Here is a 20,283-nt window from a genome sequence, read left to right as displayed (position 1 = left end):
ATATGCATGGGGTGAGTATCAATTGGCTTCAGCGCTTGAATTGAACTCACAAATAAAAAGGACTGCCGCGGCAGTCCTTTTTGTTGGGGCGATATCGCCAGCAGCTGCTTAGCCGAATTTACCGGTGATGTAGTCTTCGGTGGCTTTTTTGCTTGGTGCGGTAAAGATGGTATCGGTTGGACCCATTTCCACCATTTCACCCAAATACATATAAGCGGTGTAGTCAGACACCCGTGCCGCCTGTTGCATATTGTGGGTCACGATGGCGATGGTGTAGTCCTTTTTCAGCTCGTGCACCAGCTCTTCTACGCTTGCAGTTGAGATCGGGTCAAGGGCAGACGTCGGCTCGTCCAGCAGCAATACTTCAGGTTTCACGGCCACGGCGCGAGCGATACACAAACGTTGTTGCTGACCGCCAGACAAACCCAGACCTGATTGTTTAAGTTTGTCTTTTACTTCATTCCACAGTGCCGCTTTCGACAGGGCCCACTCTACACGGTCATCCATCTCGGCTTTTGACAGCGATTCATACAGCTTCACACCGAAGGCCACGTTGTCATAGATCGACATCGGGAATGGTGTTGGCTTTTGGAATACCATGCCGACTTTGGCGCGCAGCATGTTCAAGTCAATGCCTGAGCGCAGGATATTATCGCCGTTCAGGATGATCTCGCCCTCGGCCCGCAGTTTTGGATACAGATCGTACATGCGGTTAAAGGTGCGCAGCAGCGTTGATTTACCGCAGCCTGATGGGCCGATGAAGGCGGTGACTTTGCCTTCCAGAATATCGAGGTTGATGTTCTTCAGGGCGTGGAAATTGCCGTAGTAAAAGTTCAGGTTTTTAACGGCGAGTTTTGCGTTATTTGGCTTGCTCATGATTTCAATCCAATCTCAATATTAATGTTGTTTCGGCTCACGCAGCATCACGCGCGCAATCACATTCAGACCCAGTACAAACAAGCCAATCAGCAGCGCACCAGCCCAAGCCAGGGTATGCCAATCTTCATATGGGCTCATCGCAAACTGGAAGATCACCACTGGCAAGTTGGCCATTGGCTGATTCATGTTTGAGAAGAACTGGTTATTCAGGGCGGTGAACAGCAGTGGGGCCGTTTCACCGAGAATCCGCGCAACCGCCAGCAAGATACCAGTGGCAACACCCGCCTTGGCGGCACGCAAGGTCACAAACAGCACCATCTTCCATTGCGGGGCGCCCAAGGCATAAGCCGCTTCGCGCATGGCTGAAGGCACCAGGCGCAGCATGTTTTCGGTGGTACGCAACACCACTGGGATCACCAGCAGCGACAGCGCAATACCGCCAGCCCAGCCGGAGAAGTGCTCAACTTGTGCCACATAAATCTGGAACACAAACAGACCAATTACGATGGAAGGTGCGGCCAGCAAAATATCGTTAATAAACCGCGTTGCCGGGGCCAACCAACCACGATCACCGAATTCAGCCAGATAGGTACCAGCCATGATGCCAATCGGCGTACCGATCAGCACACCAACCAGTGACATTTGCAAGCTACCCAAAATGGCATTGGCCAAACCACCGGCGCTACCAGGGGCTGGGGTCGTTTGGGTGAATAGCGCCATATTGATGCCGGGCAAGCCATTGCTAAACAGCGTATGCAGAATCCAGAACAGCCAGAACAAGCCAAAGCACATCGCAAATAAGGAAATGCCCAGACTGATGTAATTAATCAAACGACGGCGAGTATATAAATTCATGATGATTCCTTAGGAATGTGCGCCTTCACTACGTTGCAGACGCAGCAGCAGCAATTTCGAGAGCACCAGTACGATGAAGGTGATCACAAACAGCAGCAGACCCAATTCGATCAGTGAGGCGGTATAAAGCTCACCATGGGCTTCGGTAAATTCATTCGCCAATGTGGCTGAAATGGTGGTGGCCGGGTCAAACAAGGAAGGCATCACTTGCTGCGCGTTACCAATTACGAAAGTCACAGCCATGGTTTCACCCAAGGCGCGGCCCAGGCCCAGCATCACACCACCGACGATCCCGTTTTTGGTGTAGGGAACAACGACATTCCAAACGACTTCCCAAGTGGTAGAGCCCAAACCATAGGCCGACTCTTTCAGCATGGGGGGCACCACCTCAAATACATCGCGCATTACCGATGAAATGAACGGAATAATCATGATGGCCAGAATCAGTGCGGCGGTAAACATGCCGATACCCATCGGAGGGCCGGCAAACAGCTCACCAATCAGTGGCCAGTTGGCGGTGGTTTCGGTCAGCCAAGGTTGCACGTGGTCGGCAAACAGCGGGGCAAAAATAAACAGACCCCACATCCCGTAAATGATCGATGGCACACCGGCCAGCAATTCGATTGCAATCCCGAGTGGGCGGCGCAGCCACACAGGCGCCAGCTCGGTCAGGAAGAGGGCAATCCCAAATGACAGTGGTACGGCGATCAAAAGCGCAATAAACGAAGACAGCAAGGTGCCGCGGATCGAAGGCCAGGCGCCGAATTGCTCGGTAACTGGGTTCCATTCGGTCGAAGTGATAAAGCTCAGGCCGAAAGCCTTAATGCTGGGCATGGCACCGTAAATCAGCGAAATAATGATGCCGCTGAGGGTGGCCAAAACTAGAAATGCAAAAAAACGGGTGCTGCCAACAAAAAGCGCATCTTGCAGACGCTGCATTTTCATTCGCTTGGCTTGGTCAGACATCAAATTTCTCCACTGCAGACCACAGATAAACACCCAATAGGTGGTGGGCCTATTGGGTGTGTTGGAATTGCGCGATTGTAACGTCTAGATCACGTTTGGCAATCGGCGCAGAGGCTTATTTCCAAACTTTGGCGCCGCCGGCAGAGATTTGTGCGGTCCAGTTGGCTTTGATCATGTTCACAACATTGTCTGGCATTGGGATGTAATCCAGATCCAGCGCGGTTTGGTCGCCGTTAGCGTAGGCCCAGTCAAAGAATTTCAGCACTTCAGCAGCTTGTTTGCCATCAGCCTGATTTTTGTGCATCAGGATGAAGGTCGCGCCAGCGATTGGCCATGAAGTTTTGCCTGGAGCGTTAGTCAGAACCAAGAACATGCCTGGAGCTGCTTTCCAATCCGCGCCAGCTGCCGCTGCTTTGAAGTTGTCTTCAGATGGCTCTACATAAGTGCCAGTGCTGTTTTGCAGTTGGGTGTGAATCAGTTTGTTTTGTTTAGCATAAGCAAACTCAACGTAGCCGATTGAGCCTTTGATACGTTGTACGTAGTTGGCAACACCCTCGTTACCTTTGCCGCCCACACCAGTCGCCCACTGAACGGCAGTGTTAGCACCCACTTTTTCTTTCCACTCTGGCGATACTTTGCTCAGATAGTCGGTAAACAGGAAGGTAGTACCTGAACCATCAGAACGGCGTACAACAGTGATGTTTTGGTCTGGCAGCGCCACGCCTGGGTTCAGCGCAGTCAGAGCTGGGTCATTCCATTTTTTGATTTTACCCAAGTAGATGTCGGCCAGAACTTGGCTGCTCAGCTTAACTTGGCCTGGTTTGATGCCTGGTACGTTGATGACCGGTACAACACCGCCCACCACGGTTGGGAACTGCAGCAGACCGGCTTTTTCCAGCTCTTCTGGTTTCAGTGGCATGTCAGATGCACCAAAATCGACGGTTTTGGCTTGAATTTGTTTGATACCACCGCCAGAGCCGATGGATTGGTAGTTCAGGCCAACACCAGTTTTAGCTTTGTATTGCTCAGCCCATTTGGCATACAGCGGATATGGGAAGGTCGCGCCGGCACCGGTGATGTCGCCAGCGATTGCGTGGGTGAACAAACCAGCGAGCAGGCCAGCACTAACGATCAGTTTACGAGCTAAAGTCATGCTAATTAATCTCCAGAGCGGAAAGAGGTATCAGTTGATTCGATGGGTCGCATCTTAGTCGGTCAATGTTTCCAAAATATTACAAATATTTCAGTGGGCGTCGAAGCTAGGGGAATTCTCGGTTTGACGGGGTAGGGGGGGGTTGTTACCATGCCCCATCATCAGGTTTCGGGAGTAAACCATGGCCCAGCAAATGGTCATTGGGAATTGGAAACTGCATGGCAGTATTGGTCAGATCAAGACTGTGCTCGGTGACGTGGCGCAGGCGGGGTTAGGGCCAAATGTTGGGGTGTGTGTGCCTGCCCCTTACATCATGCTGGCCAAGCAGATCTTGCAACATACCCGGGTGCAGTGTGGCGCTCAAGACGTTAGCCAGTACCACATTGGGCCATATACCGGTGAGGTGTCGTCTGGCATGCTGGCCGACGTGGGTTGCGAAATGGTGATTGTGGGTCATTCTGAACGCCGCCGCTTGTTTGGCGAAACAACCGAGCAGGCTGGCGTGAAGCTGCGCTCTGCGCTTGATGCTGGTTTGTTTGGTGTGTATTGCGTGGGCGAGTCGGCGGAAGAGCGCCGGCAAGGTATGGCTGAGAAAGTGGTGGCAGCGCAGCTTGAAGTGGTGCGTGGCTTGCCGATTGGCTTGTTTGCGGTGGCGTACGAGCCATCGTGGGCAGTGGGGAGTGGGGTGGTGGCCTCGGGCGAGCAGATCTCACCGATGCACCAGCTGATTAAATCCCAGCTCGATAGCCGAGTGAAGGTCTTGTATGGCGGTAGCGTGAAGTCAAATAATGCTGCTGAAATATTAGGGTTTAACCATGTTGACGGAGTGTTGGTGGGTGGTGCAGCACTTTCGGCGTTTGAGTTCCTGGCAATTTGCCAAGCTGCACGCTGATTGGTACAATTCACGCCGCCAAGGGAATGGAAAAAATGAATTTTATTACGAGTTTGGTTTTGATCGTTAACGTGATTTCAGCGTTGGCGGTAATCGTTTTGGTGCTGTTGCAGCACGGCAAGGGCGCCGATATGGGCGCTGCGTTCGGTTCTGGTTCTGCGGGTAGCGTGTTTGGCGCGGCAGGTTCGGCGAACTTTTTGAGCCGTTCTACTGCGGTGGCCGCCGCATGCTTTTTTGTGACCTGCATGGGTCTGGTGCTGCTGACTGCGCCTAAGTCAGCCAAAAATGATCTGGGCGTAATGTCAGGTGCGGCGCCAGCTGCTGCCGCCTCTGCGCCAGCTTCTGCACCCGCTTCGCAAAAGATTCCTGACTAATCGGTATTGGCCGGTTGGAACGCAGCGCGCTGAAGCTGCGGCAGTGAATATAGCTAAGCCACCGCCAAGGTGGTTTAGTTATTTATAAAAAAAGCAGTATTAATAACTGCTATTCTGTCTTTTTGTATTACTTCTGAACTGGGGATTTTCATGCTGCAAGACTACTTCCCCATCCTGCTGTTCTTGGTAGTCGGTTTGCTGGTCGGGGTTGCCCCGCTGCTGCTGGGTGCTGGGGTCGGTAAGGTCTTGGGAACGGTTCGGCCAGACTCGGCAAAATTATCACCTTACGAATGTGGTTTCGAAGCATTCGAAGATGCGCGTATGCAGTTCGATGTGCGCTACTACTTGGTGGCAATTCTTTTCATTCTGTTCGATTTGGAAGTTGCGTTTTTAGTTCCTTGGGCCGTGGTGCTGAAAGAGCTGGGAATGTTCGGCTTTGTTTCCATGATGATCTTCCTGGCCATTCTGGTGGTCGGCTTCGTCTACGAATGGATGAAGGGTGCGCTGGAGTGGGAGTAAAATAATGGAAGCTCAAAGTCTCGAAAAAGGATTTGTGACGACGACCGTTGATGCTGTCATCAACTGGACGCGCACAGGTTCATTGTGGCCAATGACATTCGGTCTGGCCTGTTGTGCGGTTGAAATGATGCATGCGGGTGCTGCCCGTTATGATCTGGACCGCTTTGGGATGGTGTTTCGTCCCTCTCCACGCCAATCAGATTTGATGATTGTGGCGGGTACCCTCTGTAACAAGATGGCGCCTGCATTGCGCAAGGTTTACGATCAGATGCCTGAGCCGCGTTGGGCGATCTCGATGGGCTCCTGTGCGAATGGCGGTGGTTACTACCATTACTCATATTCGGTGGTGCGCGGCTGTGACCGCATTGTACCGATCGATATCTATGTGCCGGGCTGTCCTCCGACGGCTGAAGCGCTGTTGTACGGTTTGATCCAGTTGCAAAACAAGATCAAGCGTACCAACTCCATTGCGCGTTCGTGAGGTGGTCATGGCCAATAAACTTGAAGTTTTACAAACCGCACTGACGACCATTCTGGGTGAAGACAAAATTCAAAGCCTGAAGCAGGCATTGAACGAAGTTACTCTGGAAGTCCCTGCTGCGCATTGGGCAGAAGTTGCGCTCACCTTACGTGATCATCCTGAGCTGCGCTTTGAGCAGTTGGTAGATGCCTGTGGTATGGATTACAGCGATTACCAAAAAGGTGCTTGGACAGGCTTGCGCTTTGCCGTGGTCTATCATCTGCTGTCTTTCACGCACAATGTGCGTCTGCGTGTGCGCGTATTCTGTGCGGATGATTCATTCCCGCTGATTAACTCGGTGGTTGATGTTTGGCCGGCAATCAACTGGTTTGAGCGTGAAGCTTTTGACCTGTTTGGTATTGTCTTCCAAGGGCATCCAGATCTACGCCGTATCCTGACCGACTATGGCTTTGTGGGTCATCCATTCCGCAAAGATTTCCCGGTGTCTGGTTATGTAGAAATGCGTTATGACCCTGAGCAGGCGCGAGTTGTTTATCAGCCAGTGACGATTGAGCCGCGCGAAATTACCCCGCGTATCATCCGTGAGGAGAACTACGGTGGCTGCTGAAATCCGTAATTACACGCTGAACTTTGGTCCTCAGCACCCAGCGGCACACGGCGTGTTGCGTCTGGTGTTGGAGCTGGATGGTGAGGTTGTTGAGCGTGCTGACCCGCATATTGGCCTGTTGCATCGTGCAACTGAAAAACTGGCCGAAAGCAAAACCTTTATCCAGTCGCTGCCTTATATGGATCGTCTCGACTATGTGTCGATGATGTCCAATGAGCATGCTTACTGCATGGCCATTGAAAAGCTGCTGGGTCTCGAAGTTCCGCTACGTGCACAGTACATCCGAGTGATGTTCGATGAAATTACCCGGATTTTGAATCACCTGATGTGGGTGGGCGCGCACGGTCTGGACTGTGGTGCGATGACGATCTTCCTGTACGCTTTCCGTGAGCGCGAAGATCTGATGGACTGCTATGAAGCAGTTTCTGGTGCTCGGATGCACGCTGCCTATTATCGTCCTGGTGGCGTTTACCGCGATCTGCCAGATGAAATGCCGCAATATCAGGCTTCGAAAGTGCGTAATGCCAAAGCGATTGAAGAGCTGAACAAGAACCGTCAGGGTAGTATGCTCGACTTCTTGGAAGACTTCACCAATCGTTTCCCGACGTATGTTGATGAATACGAAACCCTGCTAACCGATAACCGGATCTGGAAACAGCGTACCGTAGGTATCGGTGTGGTTGATGCTGATCGTGCGAAAGCTTTGGGCTTTAGTGGTGCGATGTTGCGTGGTTCTGGTGTCGAGTGGGATCTGCGTAAAACCCAGCCGTATGAAGTATACGATCAGCTGGACTTTGATATTCCTGTCGGTAAAACCGGCGACTGTTATGACCGGTATCTGGTGCGTATTGAAGAAATGCGCCAATCAAACCGGATTATCAAGCAGTGTATCGCATGGCTTCGGGCCAACCCAGGCCCAGTCATTACTGATAACCATAAAGTAGCGCCACCATCGCGTGAAGCGATGAAAGCCAATATGGAAGAGCTGATTCACCACTTTAAGCTGTTCACCGAAGGGATGCATGTTCCAGAAGGTGAGGCCTATGCCGCAGTAGAGCATCCGAAGGGTGAATTTGGTATTTATCTGGTGTCGGATGGTGCCAATAAGCCATATCGCCTGAAGATTCGTGCTCCCGGCTATGTGCACTTGTCTGCGCTGGATGAAATGGCTCGTGGTCATATGATTTCCGACGTGGTGGCCATTATCGGTACACAAGATATCGTATTTGGGGAGATTGACCGCTAATGTCACTAACCAATCTTCTGTCTGCTGAGTCGATTCAGCAAATTGATCGCGAAGTGGCCAAATATCCGGCCGAACAATCTCGTTCGGCAGTGATGGGTGCTTTGCGTATCGCGCAAACAGAAAAACGCTTTCTGACCAACGAGTTGATTGAAGCGGTTGCACTGTATTTGAATATCGCGCCGATGGCAGCGTATGAAGTAGCAACCTTCTACAACATGTATGACATGAAACCAGTTGGTAAATACAAACTGACCGTTTGTACCAATTTGCCCTGTGCTCTGTCGGGCGGTTACACCGCTGCCGACTATCTGAAGCAGAAACTGGGTATCGGTTTCAATGAAACAACTGCAGATGGCAAATTCACGCTGAAAGAAGGCGAATGCATGGGCGCCTGTGGTTATGCACCAGTAATGCTGGTGAACAATCACAGCATGTGTAACCACATGACGCCAGAAGCAATTGATAAAAAACTGGCGGAGCTTGAATAATGACCGTCTATGTAAAAGGTGTCGTATTTGGCGATGTGGATTTTGATAATCCCGATTGCTGGCGACTCGAAGAGTATGTAAAACGCGGCGGTTATGCGGCGCTGAAAAAAATCATCAACGAGAAAATCTCGCAAGATGACATCATTGCCGAAATGAAGACCTCAAGCTTGCGCGGCCGCGGTGGTGCAGGCTTCCCGACAGGCCTGAAATGGTCTTTCATGCCGCGTAGTTTTCCAGGTCAGAAATATCTGGTCTGTAATACCGACGAAGGCGAACCAGGTACTTTTAAAGACCTAGATATCATCGTGTACAACCCGCACGCCTTGATCGAAGGCATGATCATCGGCGGTTATGCGATGGGTATTACCGTAGGATATAACTACATCCACGGTGAAGTCTTTGAGGCTTATCAACGATTCGAAGAAGCGCTTGAAGAAGCCCGTGCTGCCGGCTTCTTGGGTGACAATATCCTCGGTTCGGATTTTAGCTTCCAACTGCATGCCCACCATGGCTATGGCGCCTACATCTGCGGCGAAGAAACTGCGCTGTTGGAATCACTGGAAGGTAAAAAAGGCCAACCACGCTTTAAGCCACCATTCCCAGCATCATTTGGTTTGTATGGCAAACCTACCACGATTAATAACACCGAGACATTTGCTTCGGTGCCATATATCGTACGTGAAGGCGGTCAGAAATTCCTAGAGTTGGGCAAGCCAAATAATGGCGGGACCAAGCTGTTTTCTGTTTCAGGCCATGTAAACCGCCCTGGCAACTATGAAATTCCGCTGGGTACACCATTTGCCGATTTGTTGGAAATGTGTGGTGGGATGCGTGATGGCAAAAAACTGAAAGCGGTGATCCCCGGTGGTTCGTCTGCGCCAGTATTGCCAGCCGATATCATGATGCAATGTACGATGGATTACGATTCGATCGCCAAAGCCGGCTCAATGCTCGGTTCAGGTGCCGTGATCGTGATGGATGAAACCGTGAGCATGGTTAGTGCGCTGGAGCGTCTGTCGTACTTCTATCACGAAGAGTCATGCGGCCAATGTACACCATGCCGTGAAGGCACTGGTTGGCTGTATCGCGTTGTGCACCGGATTGCGAAGGGTGAAGGTCGCCCTGAAGATCTGGATTTGCTGTCACGCGTAGGGGACAACATCGCCGGGCGCACCATTTGTGCGCTGGGTGATGCAGCGGTATTCCCCGTCCGTGGCATGTTGAAGCACTTCCGCCATGAATTCGAAGATCTGATCAAAGACGCACAAACAGCTAAGCCGCTGTAAGTGATCAAGATCCGGATTTTCTTTTGAATTATTGCCTTTGAATCGAGTCGAGCATGCTGGAAATCGAAATCGACGGTAAAAAGCTGACAGTCCCTGGTGGAAGCACCGTGATGGACGCTGCCAATTCTATTGGTGTGCATATCCCTCACTTTTGCTATCACAAAAAACTGTCCATTGCCGCAAACTGCCGTATGTGTCTGGTTCAGGTTGAAAAAGCACCTAAGCCGCTCCCGGCCTGTGCCACACCTGTTACTGACGGCATGAAAGTCTTTACCCATTCTGATCAGGCGGTTACCGCTCAGAAAGGCGTGATGGAGTTTCTGCTGATCAACCACCCATTGGATTGCCCAATTTGCGACCAAGGTGGTGAGTGCCAATTGCAAGATCTGGCCGTAGGCTATGGCCAATCAAGCTCTGATTACGCAGAAGAAAAACGCGTAGTCGCTAATAAAGATCTGGGCCCGCTGATCTCAACCGACATGACGCGCTGTATTCATTGCAGCCGCTGTGTTCGCTTTACTGAAGAGATTGCTGGCTTCCAAGAGCTGGGCATGGCAAACCGTGGTGAATTTACTGAAGTTATGCCGTTTATTGGCAAAACTGTAAATTCAGAAATCTCGGGTAACGTGATTGATCTGTGTCCGGTTGGTGCTTTGACGAGCAAGCCTTTCCGTTACAGCGCACGTACGTGGGAGCTGTCTCGTCGTAAATCGGTTGGTGCGCACGATGGCCTTGGTTCTAACTTGATCGTTCAAGTTAAAAATCACAAAGTAATGCGCGTGTTGCCACTGGAAAATGAAGCGATCAACGAGTGCTGGTTGTCTGATCGTGATCGTTTCTCATACGAAGCGCTGAATAGCGCCGAACGTTTAACTGCGCCAATGCTGAAGCAGGGCGGGGTATGGCAGCAAGCCGATTGGCAAACTGCATTGGAGTACGTTGCCAACGGTCTCAAGCAAATCGTTGCTGAACACGGCAAAGACAGCGTTGCAGTAGTTGCTTCACCAAACTCAACGGTTGAAGAATTGTTTGCGCTGCGCAAATTGATGGCTGGCCTGGGTGTAGAACAAGTGCAAGCATTTGCACGTCAGGCAGACTTTGCGGCTCGTACGCAAGGTGCTAAATGGTTAGGCCAAAGCATTGAAGAGTTGGCTCAAAATGAAGCGATTCTCTTGGTTGGCTCAACTCTGCGTAAAGAGCAGCCACTGCTGGCACAGCGCCTGCGTCAAAGCGTGAAAAAAGGACTGCTGCTGTCGGCTGTTAATCCGCATCGCGATGATCTGCTGACAAAAGTGGCTGCGGAGCTGCTAGTTCGTCCAGATCAGCTTGTGGAAGGCCTGCTGCAAGTCGTAAAAGCAGTCGCTGAGCAACAAAATGCTACCGTGCCTACGCATGTTGATCTGAGTGGCGTGGTTGTCTCTGCTGAAGCCGCTGCAATTGCGCAAACGCTGATTGGTAAAGCCAAAGCCACAGTGCTGCTTGGTAATCTGGCGCAAAATTCAGCTCGTTTTGCTGAAGTTTATGCTGCGGCTGAAGTTCTGGCGACGCTCACTGGCGCCAAACTGGCTGTGCCAGCGATTGCTGCCAACTCGGTTGGTGCTGAGTTGATTGGTGCTGATGTGGGTGGCAATGTGTTTGCTACGCCGAAAAAAGCCTATGTCTTCCTCGGTGTTGAGCCAGAGTTTGACGCACACAATGGCGCGCAAGCACTGGCTGCCGCTCAACAAGCCGAAATGGTTGTGGTGCTGAGCCCATTCCAGAGCTGTGCGCTGGAGTACGCTGATGTCATGCTGCCAGTGTCACCGTTTACTGAGACCTCAGGTACTTTCGTAAACATGGAAGGTAAGGCACAGAGCTTTAATGGCGTAGTTCGCCCACTCGGTGAAACCCGTCCGGCTTGGAAAGTATTCCGCGTGCTGGGTAATGTGCTGGGCTTTAGTGGCTTTGACTACAACTCCTCAGAAGAAATTCGCGATGAAGCGCTGGCCGGTGATATTACCAGTCGCCTGAGCAATACACTGGTAACCCCAGTGGCGGTCAAAGCACAAGCTGCTACTGGCTTGGTCCGCTTGGGTGAAGTGCCGGTATATGGTACCGACAGCATTGTGCGTCGTGCGCCAAGCTTGCAAGCATCTGCGGATGCAAGCCTTGCCCAAACCTTGCGTGTTAATGCGGCTACGGCCAGCAAACTGGGCTTGGTGACTGGTGGTATGGCGAAAGTGAGCCAGGCTGCTGGCGAAGCTGAATTGTCTGTGGCGATCGATGCTGGCTTGCTGGATGACGTGGTGCGCGTAGCTGCGGCTACACCGTTGACCCGCAATCTGGGCGATCTGGTTGGCGCGATCAGCGTGGCTAAGGCTTAAGGGAGCGTGATGATGGAATTTCTACAAAACTCGCTTCACCTTGATCCAAACATCGCTTTCCTGATTTGGACGTTACTCAAGATTGTCTTGATTGTGGCGCCAATCATGGGGGCGGTAGCCTACCTGACCTTGGCTGAGCGCAAAGTGATCGGCTACATGCAGATCCGTATCGGCCCGAATCGGGTCGGTCCGTTTGGTTTGCTGCAGCCGATTGCTGACGGCGTGAAGCTGCTGCTAAAAGAGATCATCGCGCCAAGTGCGGCCGATAAGAAACTCTTTTTCATGGCTCCGGTGATGGTATTGATCCCCGCGCTAGCAGCGTGGGCGGTTGTACCCTTTTACCCCGGGTATGTATTGGCTGATGTGAACGTCGGTTTGCTCTACGTGATGGCCATTACCTCAATGGGTGTCTATGGCGTCATTCTTGCCGGTTGGGCTTCAAACTCAAAATATGCCTTCTTGGGGGGGATGCGTGCTGCTGCGCAGGTGATCTCTTATGAGTTGGCCATGGGTTTCGCCTTGGTGGGTGTGATTATGGTTTCAGGTAGTTTGAACCTGACTCAAATCGTCGCTCAGCAGGGGGCCGGTATCGGTGGTGGCTCGATTCTGTCGTGGAATCTGATCCCACTGCTGCCACTGTTCATTGTGTATTTCATCGCTGGTGTAGCTGAAACCAACCGTGCGCCATTTGACGTGACCGAAGGTGAGTCAGAGATCGTCGCCGGTCACATGGTGGAATACTCGGGCATGAGCTTCGCGCTGTTTTTCTTGGCCGAATACGCCAACATGATTCTGATTTCTGCGATGGCATCGATCATGTTCTTGGGTGGTTGGCTGTCACCATTCCCTGCTTCATGGCCAGTGCTGGGTGCAGCGAGCCCATTGTGGTGGGTGTTGAAGGTTGCTTTCTTGCTGTTCTGCTTCCTGTGGTTCCGGGCTACTTTCCCGCGCTACCGGTATGACCAGTTGATGCGTTTGGGTTGGAAAATTTTCATCCCTGTGACCTTGGTATGGATCATTGTGGTTGCTGCTTGGATGCAGACACCATGGTCGATCTGGTAATCGGAACGCAGAGGACAGAGGATCATGGAGAAAATGACTCATTTCTTTAAAACCTTCCTGCTGGTAGAGCTGGTGAAGGGCCTGATGTTGACGGGCCGTCACTTTTTCCAGCGGAAGATTACCGTCCAGTTCCCGGACGAAAAAACCCCGTACAGCCCACGCTTTCGTGGTTTGCATGCTCAGCGCCGCTACGCCAATGGCGAAGAGCGTTGCATTGCCTGCAAATTGTGTGAAGCGGTATGTCCGGCAATGGCCATCACCATCGAATCTGAGGCGCGCCCAGACGACAAAACCCGTCGTACGACTCGCTACGATATCGATCTGACTAAATGTATCTTCTGCGGTTTCTGTGAAGAAGCCTGTCCGGTTGATGCCATTGTAGAAACTCACATTTACGAGTATCACGGCGAGAAGCGCGGCGATCTCTACTACACCAAGCCGATGTTGTTGGCAGTTGGTGATCGGTATGAGGAAGAAATTGCCAAGCGTAAAGCTGCTGATGCGAAGTACCGCTAAGGATTGCGAACCATGGATTTGAGTTTAGCGATTTTCTATGTATTCGCCGTGGTGCTGGTGTTTGCCGCATTCCGTGTGATTACAGCCAAAAACCCGGTGCACGCTGTGTTGTATCTGGTGCTTTCATTCTTTAACAGCGCGGTGCTGTGGATGCTGATGAAGGCTGAGTTCCTTGCTGTGTCGCTCATTGTTATTTATGTCGGCGCGGTGATGGTGTTGTTCCTGTTTGTGGTGATGATGTTGGATATCAACTTCGAGGCGCTGCGTAAGAGTTTCTGGAAATTCTTACCGGTGGCCGGCACCGTGGCTGGGATCATGTTGGTTGAGATGGTGCTGATCCTAACGCACCGTTATGCCAAGATCGATGCAGCTCGGATCGTGGAGCCTTCATTCAACACGGCTTCAGCCGAAGTGCTAGGTAAATTGATTTACACCCAATACTTCCTGCCATTCCAGTTGGCTGCAGTATTGCTGCTGGTGGGTATGGTGGCAGCGATTGCCTTGACGCTGCGTAAGCGCAAAAACACTAAATATCTGAATCCTGGTGATCAGATCAAAGTGAAGCGTGAAGATCGCGTCCGTATTGTCAAAATGCAGTCTGAGCCACGCATCGTTGCTGATGATGCGGCAGCTGACGACAAGCCCGCGGCTTAAGGGGACGAGATTATGTTATCGCTAACTCATTTTCTGGTGCTGGGTGCCATCATGTTCGCTGTGAGCGTGTTTGGTATCTTCATGAACCGCAAAAACCTGATTGTATTGTTGATGGCCATCGAGTTGATGCTGCTGTCGGTCAATATGAATTTCATCGCGTTCTCGCAGTATTTGGGCGACACCGCGGGTCAGATTTTCGTCTTCTTTATCCTGACGGTGGCGGCTGCCGAATCGGCAATTGGCCTCGCGATCTTGGTTGTTCTGTTCCGTAATCTGCGGTCGATCAACGTTGAAGATCTGGATAGTCTGAAGGGTTAAACCGGACAACATTAATCGGACAATAATACCAATGGACATGAAATCGATTTATCTGCTAATCCCGCTGGCACCGCTGGCTGGTGCGCTGATCTCCGGCCTGTTAGGCTGGGTGATTGGCCGCCGGGCAGCACACTGTGTCACCATCGCGGGCGTTGCAACTGCCTTTGGCCTATCCGCCTACGTGTTGAACTATCTGTTGAATGGCGGTGCGCCATTTAACGGTACGGTTTATACCTGGCTGACCGTAAACGGGGTTAACCTGAACGTAGGTTTCCTCGTTGATAACCTCACTGCCATGATGATGTGCGTGGTGACCTTCGTATCGCTGATGGTCCATATCTATACCATTGGCTATATGCATGAAGATCCTGGTTATCAGCGCTTCTTTAGTTATATTTCGCTGTTTACCTTCTCAATGCTGATGCTGGTCATGAGTAACAACTTCGTGCAGTTGTTCTTTGGCTGGGAAGCTGTGGGTCTGGTGTCTTATCTGCTGATTGGTTTCTGGTTCAAGCGTCCTACGGCGACTTTTGCCAACCTGAAAGCCTTCTTGGTCAATCGGGTGGGTGACTTCGGTTTCCTGTTGGGTATCGGCTTGGTACTGGCGCACTTTGGTACTCTGGATTACGCCGAAGTATTTGCAAAATTGCCAGAGCTGCAAAATGCCACCATCAGCATCATTCCTGGTACTTCATGGTCTTTGATGACTGTGACTTGTATCTTGCTGTTCATCGGTGCCATGGGAAAATCAGCACAGTTCCCGCTGCATGTATGGCTGCCAGATTCGATGGAAGGCCCAACGCCAATTTCAGCCCTGATTCACGCGGCAACGATGGTAACGGCGGGTATCTTCATGGTATCGCGCATGTCGCCAATGTTTGAGCTGTCGGAAACAGCGCTGAACTTCGTCTTGGTGATTGGTGCAATTACTGCACTGTTTATGGGTTTCTTGGGGATTATCCAGAACGACATCAAACGCGTGGTGGCGTACTCAACCCTTTCACAGCTGGGCTACATGACGGTTGCACTGGGTGCCTCGGCCTACTCAGTTGCGGTGTTCCACCTGATGACCCATGCATTCTTTAAAGCATTGCTGTTCCTTGCGGCGGGGTCGGTCATCATGGGTATGCACCACGATCAGGACATCCGCAATATGGGTGGCTTGCGTAAGTACATGCCAATTACTTGGATTACTTCGCTGATCGGTTCGTTGGCCTTGATCGGTACGCCTTTCCTGTCGGGTTTCTACTCGAAAGACTCGATTATTCTGGCGGTAGAAGCTTCTAAGCTGCCAGGCGCTGGTTTTGCGTACTTCGCCGTGATTGCCGGTGTGTTTGTGACCGCATTCTACTCGTTCCGCATGTATTTCTTGGTCTTCCACGGCAAAGAGCAGTGGATGCAAAAGAAAGACGACCACCATGCGCATGGCCATGATGATCATGACCACCACCACGGGCTGGGTCCGAACGACAAACCGCATGAATCACCATGGGTAGTTACACTGCCACTGGCTCTGCTGGCGATTCCATCGCTGCTGATCGGTGCCTATGCCATCGGACCGATGCTGGCAGGTGATTTCTTCAAAAATGTGATCTTCGTGAATCATGAAGCGCATGGCGCAATGGAAGTGGTTGCTGAACACGCCCATGACTGGGTGCATATGGGTCTGCATTCATTCATGACGCTGCCGTTCTGGCTGGCGCTGGGTGGTGTAGTTGCAGCTTACGTCTTCTACATGGTTAATCCGGCGATTCCTGCAGCATTTGATCGCTTCTTCACTTCAATCGGTATTAAGAAACTGATGGAAGAGAAGTACTACATGGATCACCTGTACATCAACGTCTTTGCGGCGGGTGGCCGTGCGTTGGGTACCTTGTTGTGGAAAGTGGGTGATACCCTGCTGATTGATGGTCTGGTCGTGAATGGTACTGCCAAGTTGGTAGGCCTGTTTGCCAGCCTGACACGTCGCCTGCAAAGCGGCTACATCTATCACTACGCATTTGCCATGATTCTCGGCGCCTTGTTGCTGCTGACGATCTGGTTGGGTGGTGTACTGCAAGTGCAGTGATCAGTGGTTCACTGATTGCCGGATTTAATTCATTACAAGTAGGTTAACTATGACGGGTAATCTCCTCAGCCTCGCGATCTGGCTGCCAGTGGTGGCAGGCTTGGTCGTGCTCGCAACGGGTGGCGACAAAAATGCGCCTGTTGCGCGCTGGCTGGCGCTGATCGGCGCTTTGGCCTCTTTCCTTGTGACCATTCCGTTGTACACAGGGTTTGATTCATACCATGGCGGCATGCAGTTCGAAGAACTGAAGCCTTGGATCGAAGCTTTAAACATCAATTACCATCTGGGTGTCGATGGTCTGTCGATGTTCTTTGTCATCCTGAACAGCTTTACCACCCTGATGGTGGTATTGGCTGGCTGGCAAGTCATTGAAAAGCGTGTGGCGCAATACATGGCTGCATTCCTGATTATGTCGGGTCTGATTAACGGTGCGTTTGCTGCGCTGGATGCCATCCTTTTCTACGTCTTCTTCGAAGCGATGCTGATCCCGATGTATCTGATCATCGGTGTTTGGGGTGGTCCGCGCCGCGTGTATGCATCGGTGAAGTTCTTCCTGTATACACTGCTTGGTTCCTTGCTGACGCTGGTTGCGTTCATCTATCTGTACTACCAGAGCGGAGGTAGTTTCGATATTGCCAGCTACCACCGTCTGCCACTGACTATGGCGGCCCAAACCTTGTTGCTGGTGGCTTTCTTCTTCGCTTTTGCGGTGAAAGTACCGATGTGGCCAGTGCATACCTGGTTGCCTGATGCCCACGTTGAAGCACCGACTGGTGGTTCGATGGTGCTGGCGGCAATTACGCTGAAACTCGGTGCCTATGGTTTCCTGCGGTTTGCTTTGCCGATCGCACCCGATGCTTCGCGTGAATACGCATGGGTGTTTGTCGCGCTGTCGCTCGTGGCTGTGGTGTATATCGGCATGGTGGCCTTGGTGCAAACCGATATGAAAAAGCTGGTGGCTTATTCGTCGATCTCACATATGGGCTTTGTCACACTGGGCTTCTTTATGTTCGGTGGCGTGGCAGGTAAAGAGCTGAATGCTTGGGCGGTTGAAGGTGCCTTGGTGCAGATGATCTCTCACGGCTTTGTTTCTGCCGCGATGTTCTTCTGTATTGGGGTGATGTACGACCGTGTACATAGCCGCAAGATCGCAGATTACGGCGGTGTGGCGAACAAAATGCCAATCTTTGCCGCCTTCATGATGTTGTTCGCCATGGCGAACTCAGGTTTGCCAGCCACTTCTGGTTTTGCGGGCGAATTCATGGTGGTGCTGGGCGCAGTGCAGGTGAATTTCTGGTACGCCGTTGCTGCTGCCACTACGCTGATCTTCGGTGCGGCTTACACCTTGTGGATGTACAAGCGCGTGATTTTTGGTGACGTAGCGAATGAAAACGTGGCTGAGCTTAAAGATGTGAATGCCCGTGAATTCCTTGTCCTGGCCATTCTGGCGGTTGCGGTGTTGGGGATGGGTCTTTATCCAAAACCATTTACCGATGTGATGCACCAATCAGTGAATGATCTGATTTGGCATGTATCGCAATCGAAATTGCCACAACTTCCATAAATTTGAATACTACAAGTAGGCTAGAACCATGAATTGGACCAGTCTTAATCCTTGGGTGGCCACGCCGGAGATCTTTCTCCTGTGTGCAGTCTGCGCCATCCTTTTACTTGATCTTTTTATTAGCGATGCCAAGCGTGGTGTGACTTACGTGCTCACCTTACTCACTTTACTGGTGACCGGTGTACTGGTTGCCTCAGGCGTTTCGGCGCCGGCTGAGTATGGTTATAGCGAAAGCTTCTTGGTGGATCCGCTATCCAGCTATGCCAAGCTGACTATGATTGTGGGCGTGGCGCTGGTATTGGTCTACGGCCGTTCATATGCAAAGGCTCGCGGGCTATACCGGGGGGAGCTATTCACGCTGTCGATGTTCTCCCTGCTCGGGATGATGGTGATGGCCTCCGCGGTGAACTTCCTGACTCTGTATGTGGGTCTGGAGCTGATGTCACTGTCGATCTACGCCATGGTAGCCCTGAACCGTGATTCAGTCGCTTCAACTGAAGCGGCGATGAAATACTTCGTGCTGGGTGCACTGGCTTCAGGGATGCTGTTGTACGGCATGTCGATGCTGTATGGCGCGACTGGTTCACTGGATGTATTTAAAGTTGCTGCGGCCATTCAGTCTGGCGCTGCCAATCAATTGCTGGTGGTGTTTGGTCTGGTATTTGTGGTGACCGGCTTGGGCTTTAAGTTTGGTGCGGTGCCATTCCATATGTGGGTGCCTGATGTTTACCAAGGCGCGCCAACCCCAATGACACAGCTCATTTCAACTGCGCCAAAAGTGGCGGTGTTAGTGCTGGCACTGCGTGTGCTGGCCCAAGGTCTGGAAGGCTTTGCCCCAGATTGGCGCGGTATGTTGATGATTCTGGCGGTACTGTCGATTGCCCTGGGTAACCTGACTGCAATTGCGCAAAGCAATATCAAACGTATGCTGGGTTATTCAACCATTTCGCATATGGGTTTTGTATTGCTGGGTTTGCTGGTCGCGAATGTCAATGGCTATGCTGCTTCATTCTTCTACGTAGTGAGCTACGTGCTGATGGGCGCAGCCGGCTTTGGTATTCTGATGCTGCTGTCCCGCGCGGGTTTTGAAGCGGAACAAATCAACGATCTGAAAGGTCTGAACCAACGCAGCCCTTGGTTTGCACTGATGATGTTGTTTGTGATGTTCTCAATGGCAGGTATTCCGGTGTTCCTCGGTTTCTTTGCCAAGCTGTCAGTGCTGAAAGAGCTGGTTAATATGCATCTGGTTTGGCTGGCAGTGTTCGCGGTGATCTTCTCGCTGATTGGTGCGTTCTACTACCTGCGGATCGTGAAAGTGATGTACTTTGATGACGCAGAAAGCCATGAGCCTTTGCAGGCTTCACTGGATGCCAAAGTCGTGCTGTCAGTTAATTGCGCACTGTTGCTGGTATTGGGCTTGATGCCAAACCAGCTGATGAGTGTGTTGATTGATGCGGTACAGCGCTCGATTGTGGTAGCAGCTTACTAACCGGATCAAGATGCAAAATCTGTTGTTGATCGGTACATTGGCGGCTTTGGCCGCCAATTTGCCTTTTCTAAGTGAAAAAATATTCTGGGTGCGTCAACCGCAAGATGAGCAGAAAGCGTTTGCTTGGCGCCTGCTGGAGATGGCGGTTGGCTTTGTACTCGTAGGGCTAGTGGCTCGGCTGGTTGAAGGTCAACAGGCCATCGTACACACACAAAACTGGCAATTTTATGCGGTGGTGCTGGCCCTGTTTGTCGTGTTGGCTTGGCCGGGCTTTGTGTGGCGGTATTTCTGGCGTCGGCCTGGATTGTAAGCTGCCCGACTTGCCAAAAAACTATGCGCCGTTTATGATTGCGCTTCTTTAGGCACGTAGCTCAGCTGGTTAGAGCACCACCTTGACATGGTGGGGGTCGTTGGTTCGAGTCCAATCGTGCCTACCAAAATTTTGAGGACAAGACATGCAACGAACGACAACAACAACCGTTTCTACTCAGAATGGTTAGCCG

Annotated in this window: 21 protein-coding genes and 1 tRNA gene; 18 read left to right on the top strand and 4 right to left on the bottom strand. The window is 51.6% G+C overall.

Going from position 1 to position 20,283, the window contains the following annotated elements; genetic code table 11:
- Window positions 1-108: 108 nt before the first annotated feature.
- From pstB to pstS, 4 genes are all read right to left on the bottom strand, one after another.
- A complete protein-coding gene (gene pstB, locus QV747_RS09100; RefSeq protein WP_028449145.1) occupies window positions 109-876 on the bottom strand; it encodes a phosphate ABC transporter ATP-binding protein PstB in 768 nt (255 codons plus the stop codon).
- Between the two features lie 21 nt (window positions 877-897).
- Window positions 898-1,734 carry a phosphate ABC transporter permease PstA gene (gene pstA, locus QV747_RS09095; protein WP_081986553.1) on the bottom strand — a complete coding sequence of 279 codons (837 nt, stop codon included), beginning with the start codon at window positions 1,732-1,734 and terminating at the stop codon, window positions 898-900.
- A gap of 9 nt (window positions 1,735-1,743) precedes the next feature.
- Entirely contained in the window at window positions 1,744-2,700 is a 957-nt protein-coding gene (gene pstC / locus QV747_RS09090; protein WP_028449146.1) for a phosphate ABC transporter permease subunit PstC, read from the bottom strand.
- Between the two features lie 115 nt (window positions 2,701-2,815).
- The gene (pstS, locus tag QV747_RS09085; protein WP_028449147.1) at window positions 2,816-3,853 is read right to left on the bottom strand and encodes a phosphate ABC transporter substrate-binding protein PstS; all 1,038 of its coding nucleotides are present in this window, start codon (window positions 3,851-3,853) and stop codon (window positions 2,816-2,818) included.
- A 181-nt stretch (window positions 3,854-4,034) separates the two neighbouring features.
- Between pstS and tpiA the strand changes: the two genes are divergently transcribed.
- The 18 genes from tpiA to QV747_RS08995 all read left to right on the top strand — a co-directional run bounded on the left by tpiA (window position 4,035) and on the right by QV747_RS08995 (window position 20,217).
- Entirely contained in the window at window positions 4,035-4,745 is a 711-nt protein-coding gene (gene tpiA / locus QV747_RS09080; RefSeq protein WP_028449148.1) for a triose-phosphate isomerase, read from the top strand.
- A 35-nt stretch (window positions 4,746-4,780) separates the two neighbouring features.
- Entirely contained in the window at window positions 4,781-5,119 is a 339-nt protein-coding gene (gene secG, locus QV747_RS09075) for a preprotein translocase subunit SecG (protein ID WP_028449149.1), read from the top strand.
- Window positions 5,120-5,269: 150 nt separating this feature from the next.
- On the top strand, window positions 5,270-5,638 hold the full coding sequence (gene ndhC, locus QV747_RS09070; RefSeq protein WP_028449150.1) for an NADH-quinone oxidoreductase subunit A: 369 nt from the start codon (window positions 5,270-5,272) through the stop codon (window positions 5,636-5,638).
- Between the two features lie 4 nt (window positions 5,639-5,642).
- Complete coding sequence (locus tag QV747_RS09065) at window positions 5,643-6,119, top strand: NADH-quinone oxidoreductase subunit B family protein (protein ID WP_028449151.1); 477 nt, start codon at window positions 5,643-5,645, stop codon at window positions 6,117-6,119.
- Between the two features lie 7 nt (window positions 6,120-6,126).
- Complete coding sequence (locus tag QV747_RS09060; RefSeq protein WP_273430992.1) at window positions 6,127-6,726, top strand: NADH-quinone oxidoreductase subunit C; 600 nt, start codon at window positions 6,127-6,129, stop codon at window positions 6,724-6,726.
- Window positions 6,716-7,972 (top strand): NADH-quinone oxidoreductase subunit D, encoded by a 1,257-nt coding sequence (locus QV747_RS09055; RefSeq protein ID WP_028449153.1) that lies wholly within the window; start codon window positions 6,716-6,718, stop codon window positions 7,970-7,972. The genes QV747_RS09060 and QV747_RS09055 overlap by 11 nt, the downstream gene beginning before the upstream one ends.
- Window positions 7,972-8,460, top strand: a complete 489-nt coding sequence (nuoE, locus tag QV747_RS09050) for an NADH-quinone oxidoreductase subunit NuoE (RefSeq protein ID WP_273430990.1) — start codon at window positions 7,972-7,974, stop codon at window positions 8,458-8,460. Before QV747_RS09055 ends, nuoE begins: the two co-directional genes overlap by 1 nt.
- A complete protein-coding gene (nuoF, locus tag QV747_RS09045; protein WP_028449155.1) occupies window positions 8,460-9,746 on the top strand; it encodes an NADH-quinone oxidoreductase subunit NuoF in 1,287 nt (428 codons plus the stop codon). The genes nuoE and nuoF overlap by 1 nt, the downstream gene beginning before the upstream one ends.
- A 53-nt stretch (window positions 9,747-9,799) precedes the next feature.
- The gene (nuoG, locus tag QV747_RS09040; protein WP_273430987.1) at window positions 9,800-12,109 is read left to right on the top strand and encodes an NADH-quinone oxidoreductase subunit NuoG; all 2,310 of its coding nucleotides are present in this window, start codon (window positions 9,800-9,802) and stop codon (window positions 12,107-12,109) included.
- 12 nt (window positions 12,110-12,121) lie between these two features.
- Window positions 12,122-13,171: an NADH-quinone oxidoreductase subunit NuoH gene (gene nuoH / locus QV747_RS09035; protein ID WP_028449157.1), complete on the top strand. Its 1,050-nt coding sequence runs from the start codon at window positions 12,122-12,124 to the stop codon at window positions 13,169-13,171.
- 24 nt (window positions 13,172-13,195) lie between these two features.
- Window positions 13,196-13,687, top strand: a complete 492-nt coding sequence (gene nuoI / locus QV747_RS09030) for an NADH-quinone oxidoreductase subunit NuoI (protein WP_273430984.1) — start codon at window positions 13,196-13,198, stop codon at window positions 13,685-13,687.
- A 12-nt stretch (window positions 13,688-13,699) separates the two neighbouring features.
- Window positions 13,700-14,341, top strand: coding sequence for an NADH-quinone oxidoreductase subunit J (locus tag QV747_RS09025; protein WP_028449159.1), 642 nt, complete (start codon window positions 13,700-13,702; stop codon window positions 14,339-14,341).
- A gap of 12 nt (window positions 14,342-14,353) precedes the next feature.
- Window positions 14,354-14,659 (top strand): NADH-quinone oxidoreductase subunit NuoK, encoded by a 306-nt coding sequence (gene nuoK, locus QV747_RS09020; RefSeq protein ID WP_028449160.1) that lies wholly within the window; start codon window positions 14,354-14,356, stop codon window positions 14,657-14,659.
- 31 nt (window positions 14,660-14,690) lie between these two features.
- Window positions 14,691-16,727 carry an NADH-quinone oxidoreductase subunit L gene (gene nuoL / locus QV747_RS09015; RefSeq protein WP_273430981.1) on the top strand — a complete coding sequence of 679 codons (2,037 nt, stop codon included), beginning with the start codon at window positions 14,691-14,693 and terminating at the stop codon, window positions 16,725-16,727.
- Window positions 16,728-16,776: 49 nt separating this feature from the next.
- Window positions 16,777-18,291 carry an NADH-quinone oxidoreductase subunit M gene (locus tag QV747_RS09010; protein ID WP_028449162.1) on the top strand — a complete coding sequence of 505 codons (1,515 nt, stop codon included), beginning with the start codon at window positions 16,777-16,779 and terminating at the stop codon, window positions 18,289-18,291.
- Between the two features lie 28 nt (window positions 18,292-18,319).
- Window positions 18,320-19,780: an NADH-quinone oxidoreductase subunit NuoN gene (gene nuoN, locus QV747_RS09005; RefSeq protein ID WP_273430979.1), complete on the top strand. Its 1,461-nt coding sequence runs from the start codon at window positions 18,320-18,322 to the stop codon at window positions 19,778-19,780.
- Window positions 19,781-19,790: 10 nt separating this feature from the next.
- The gene (locus QV747_RS09000) at window positions 19,791-20,090 is read left to right on the top strand and encodes a DUF2818 family protein (RefSeq protein WP_028449164.1); all 300 of its coding nucleotides are present in this window, start codon (window positions 19,791-19,793) and stop codon (window positions 20,088-20,090) included.
- Window positions 20,091-20,140: 50 nt separating this feature from the next.
- Window positions 20,141-20,217: transfer RNA gene (locus tag QV747_RS08995), tRNA-Val, on the top strand.
- Window positions 20,218-20,283 lie beyond the last annotated feature (66 nt).

Source organism: uncultured Chitinibacter sp., from assembly GCF_945957625.1.
GTDB classification, from domain to species: domain Bacteria; phylum Pseudomonadota; class Gammaproteobacteria; order Burkholderiales; family Chitinibacteraceae; genus Chitinibacter; species Chitinibacter tainanensis.
This window is presented reverse-complemented; position numbering and strand designations above follow the sequence as displayed.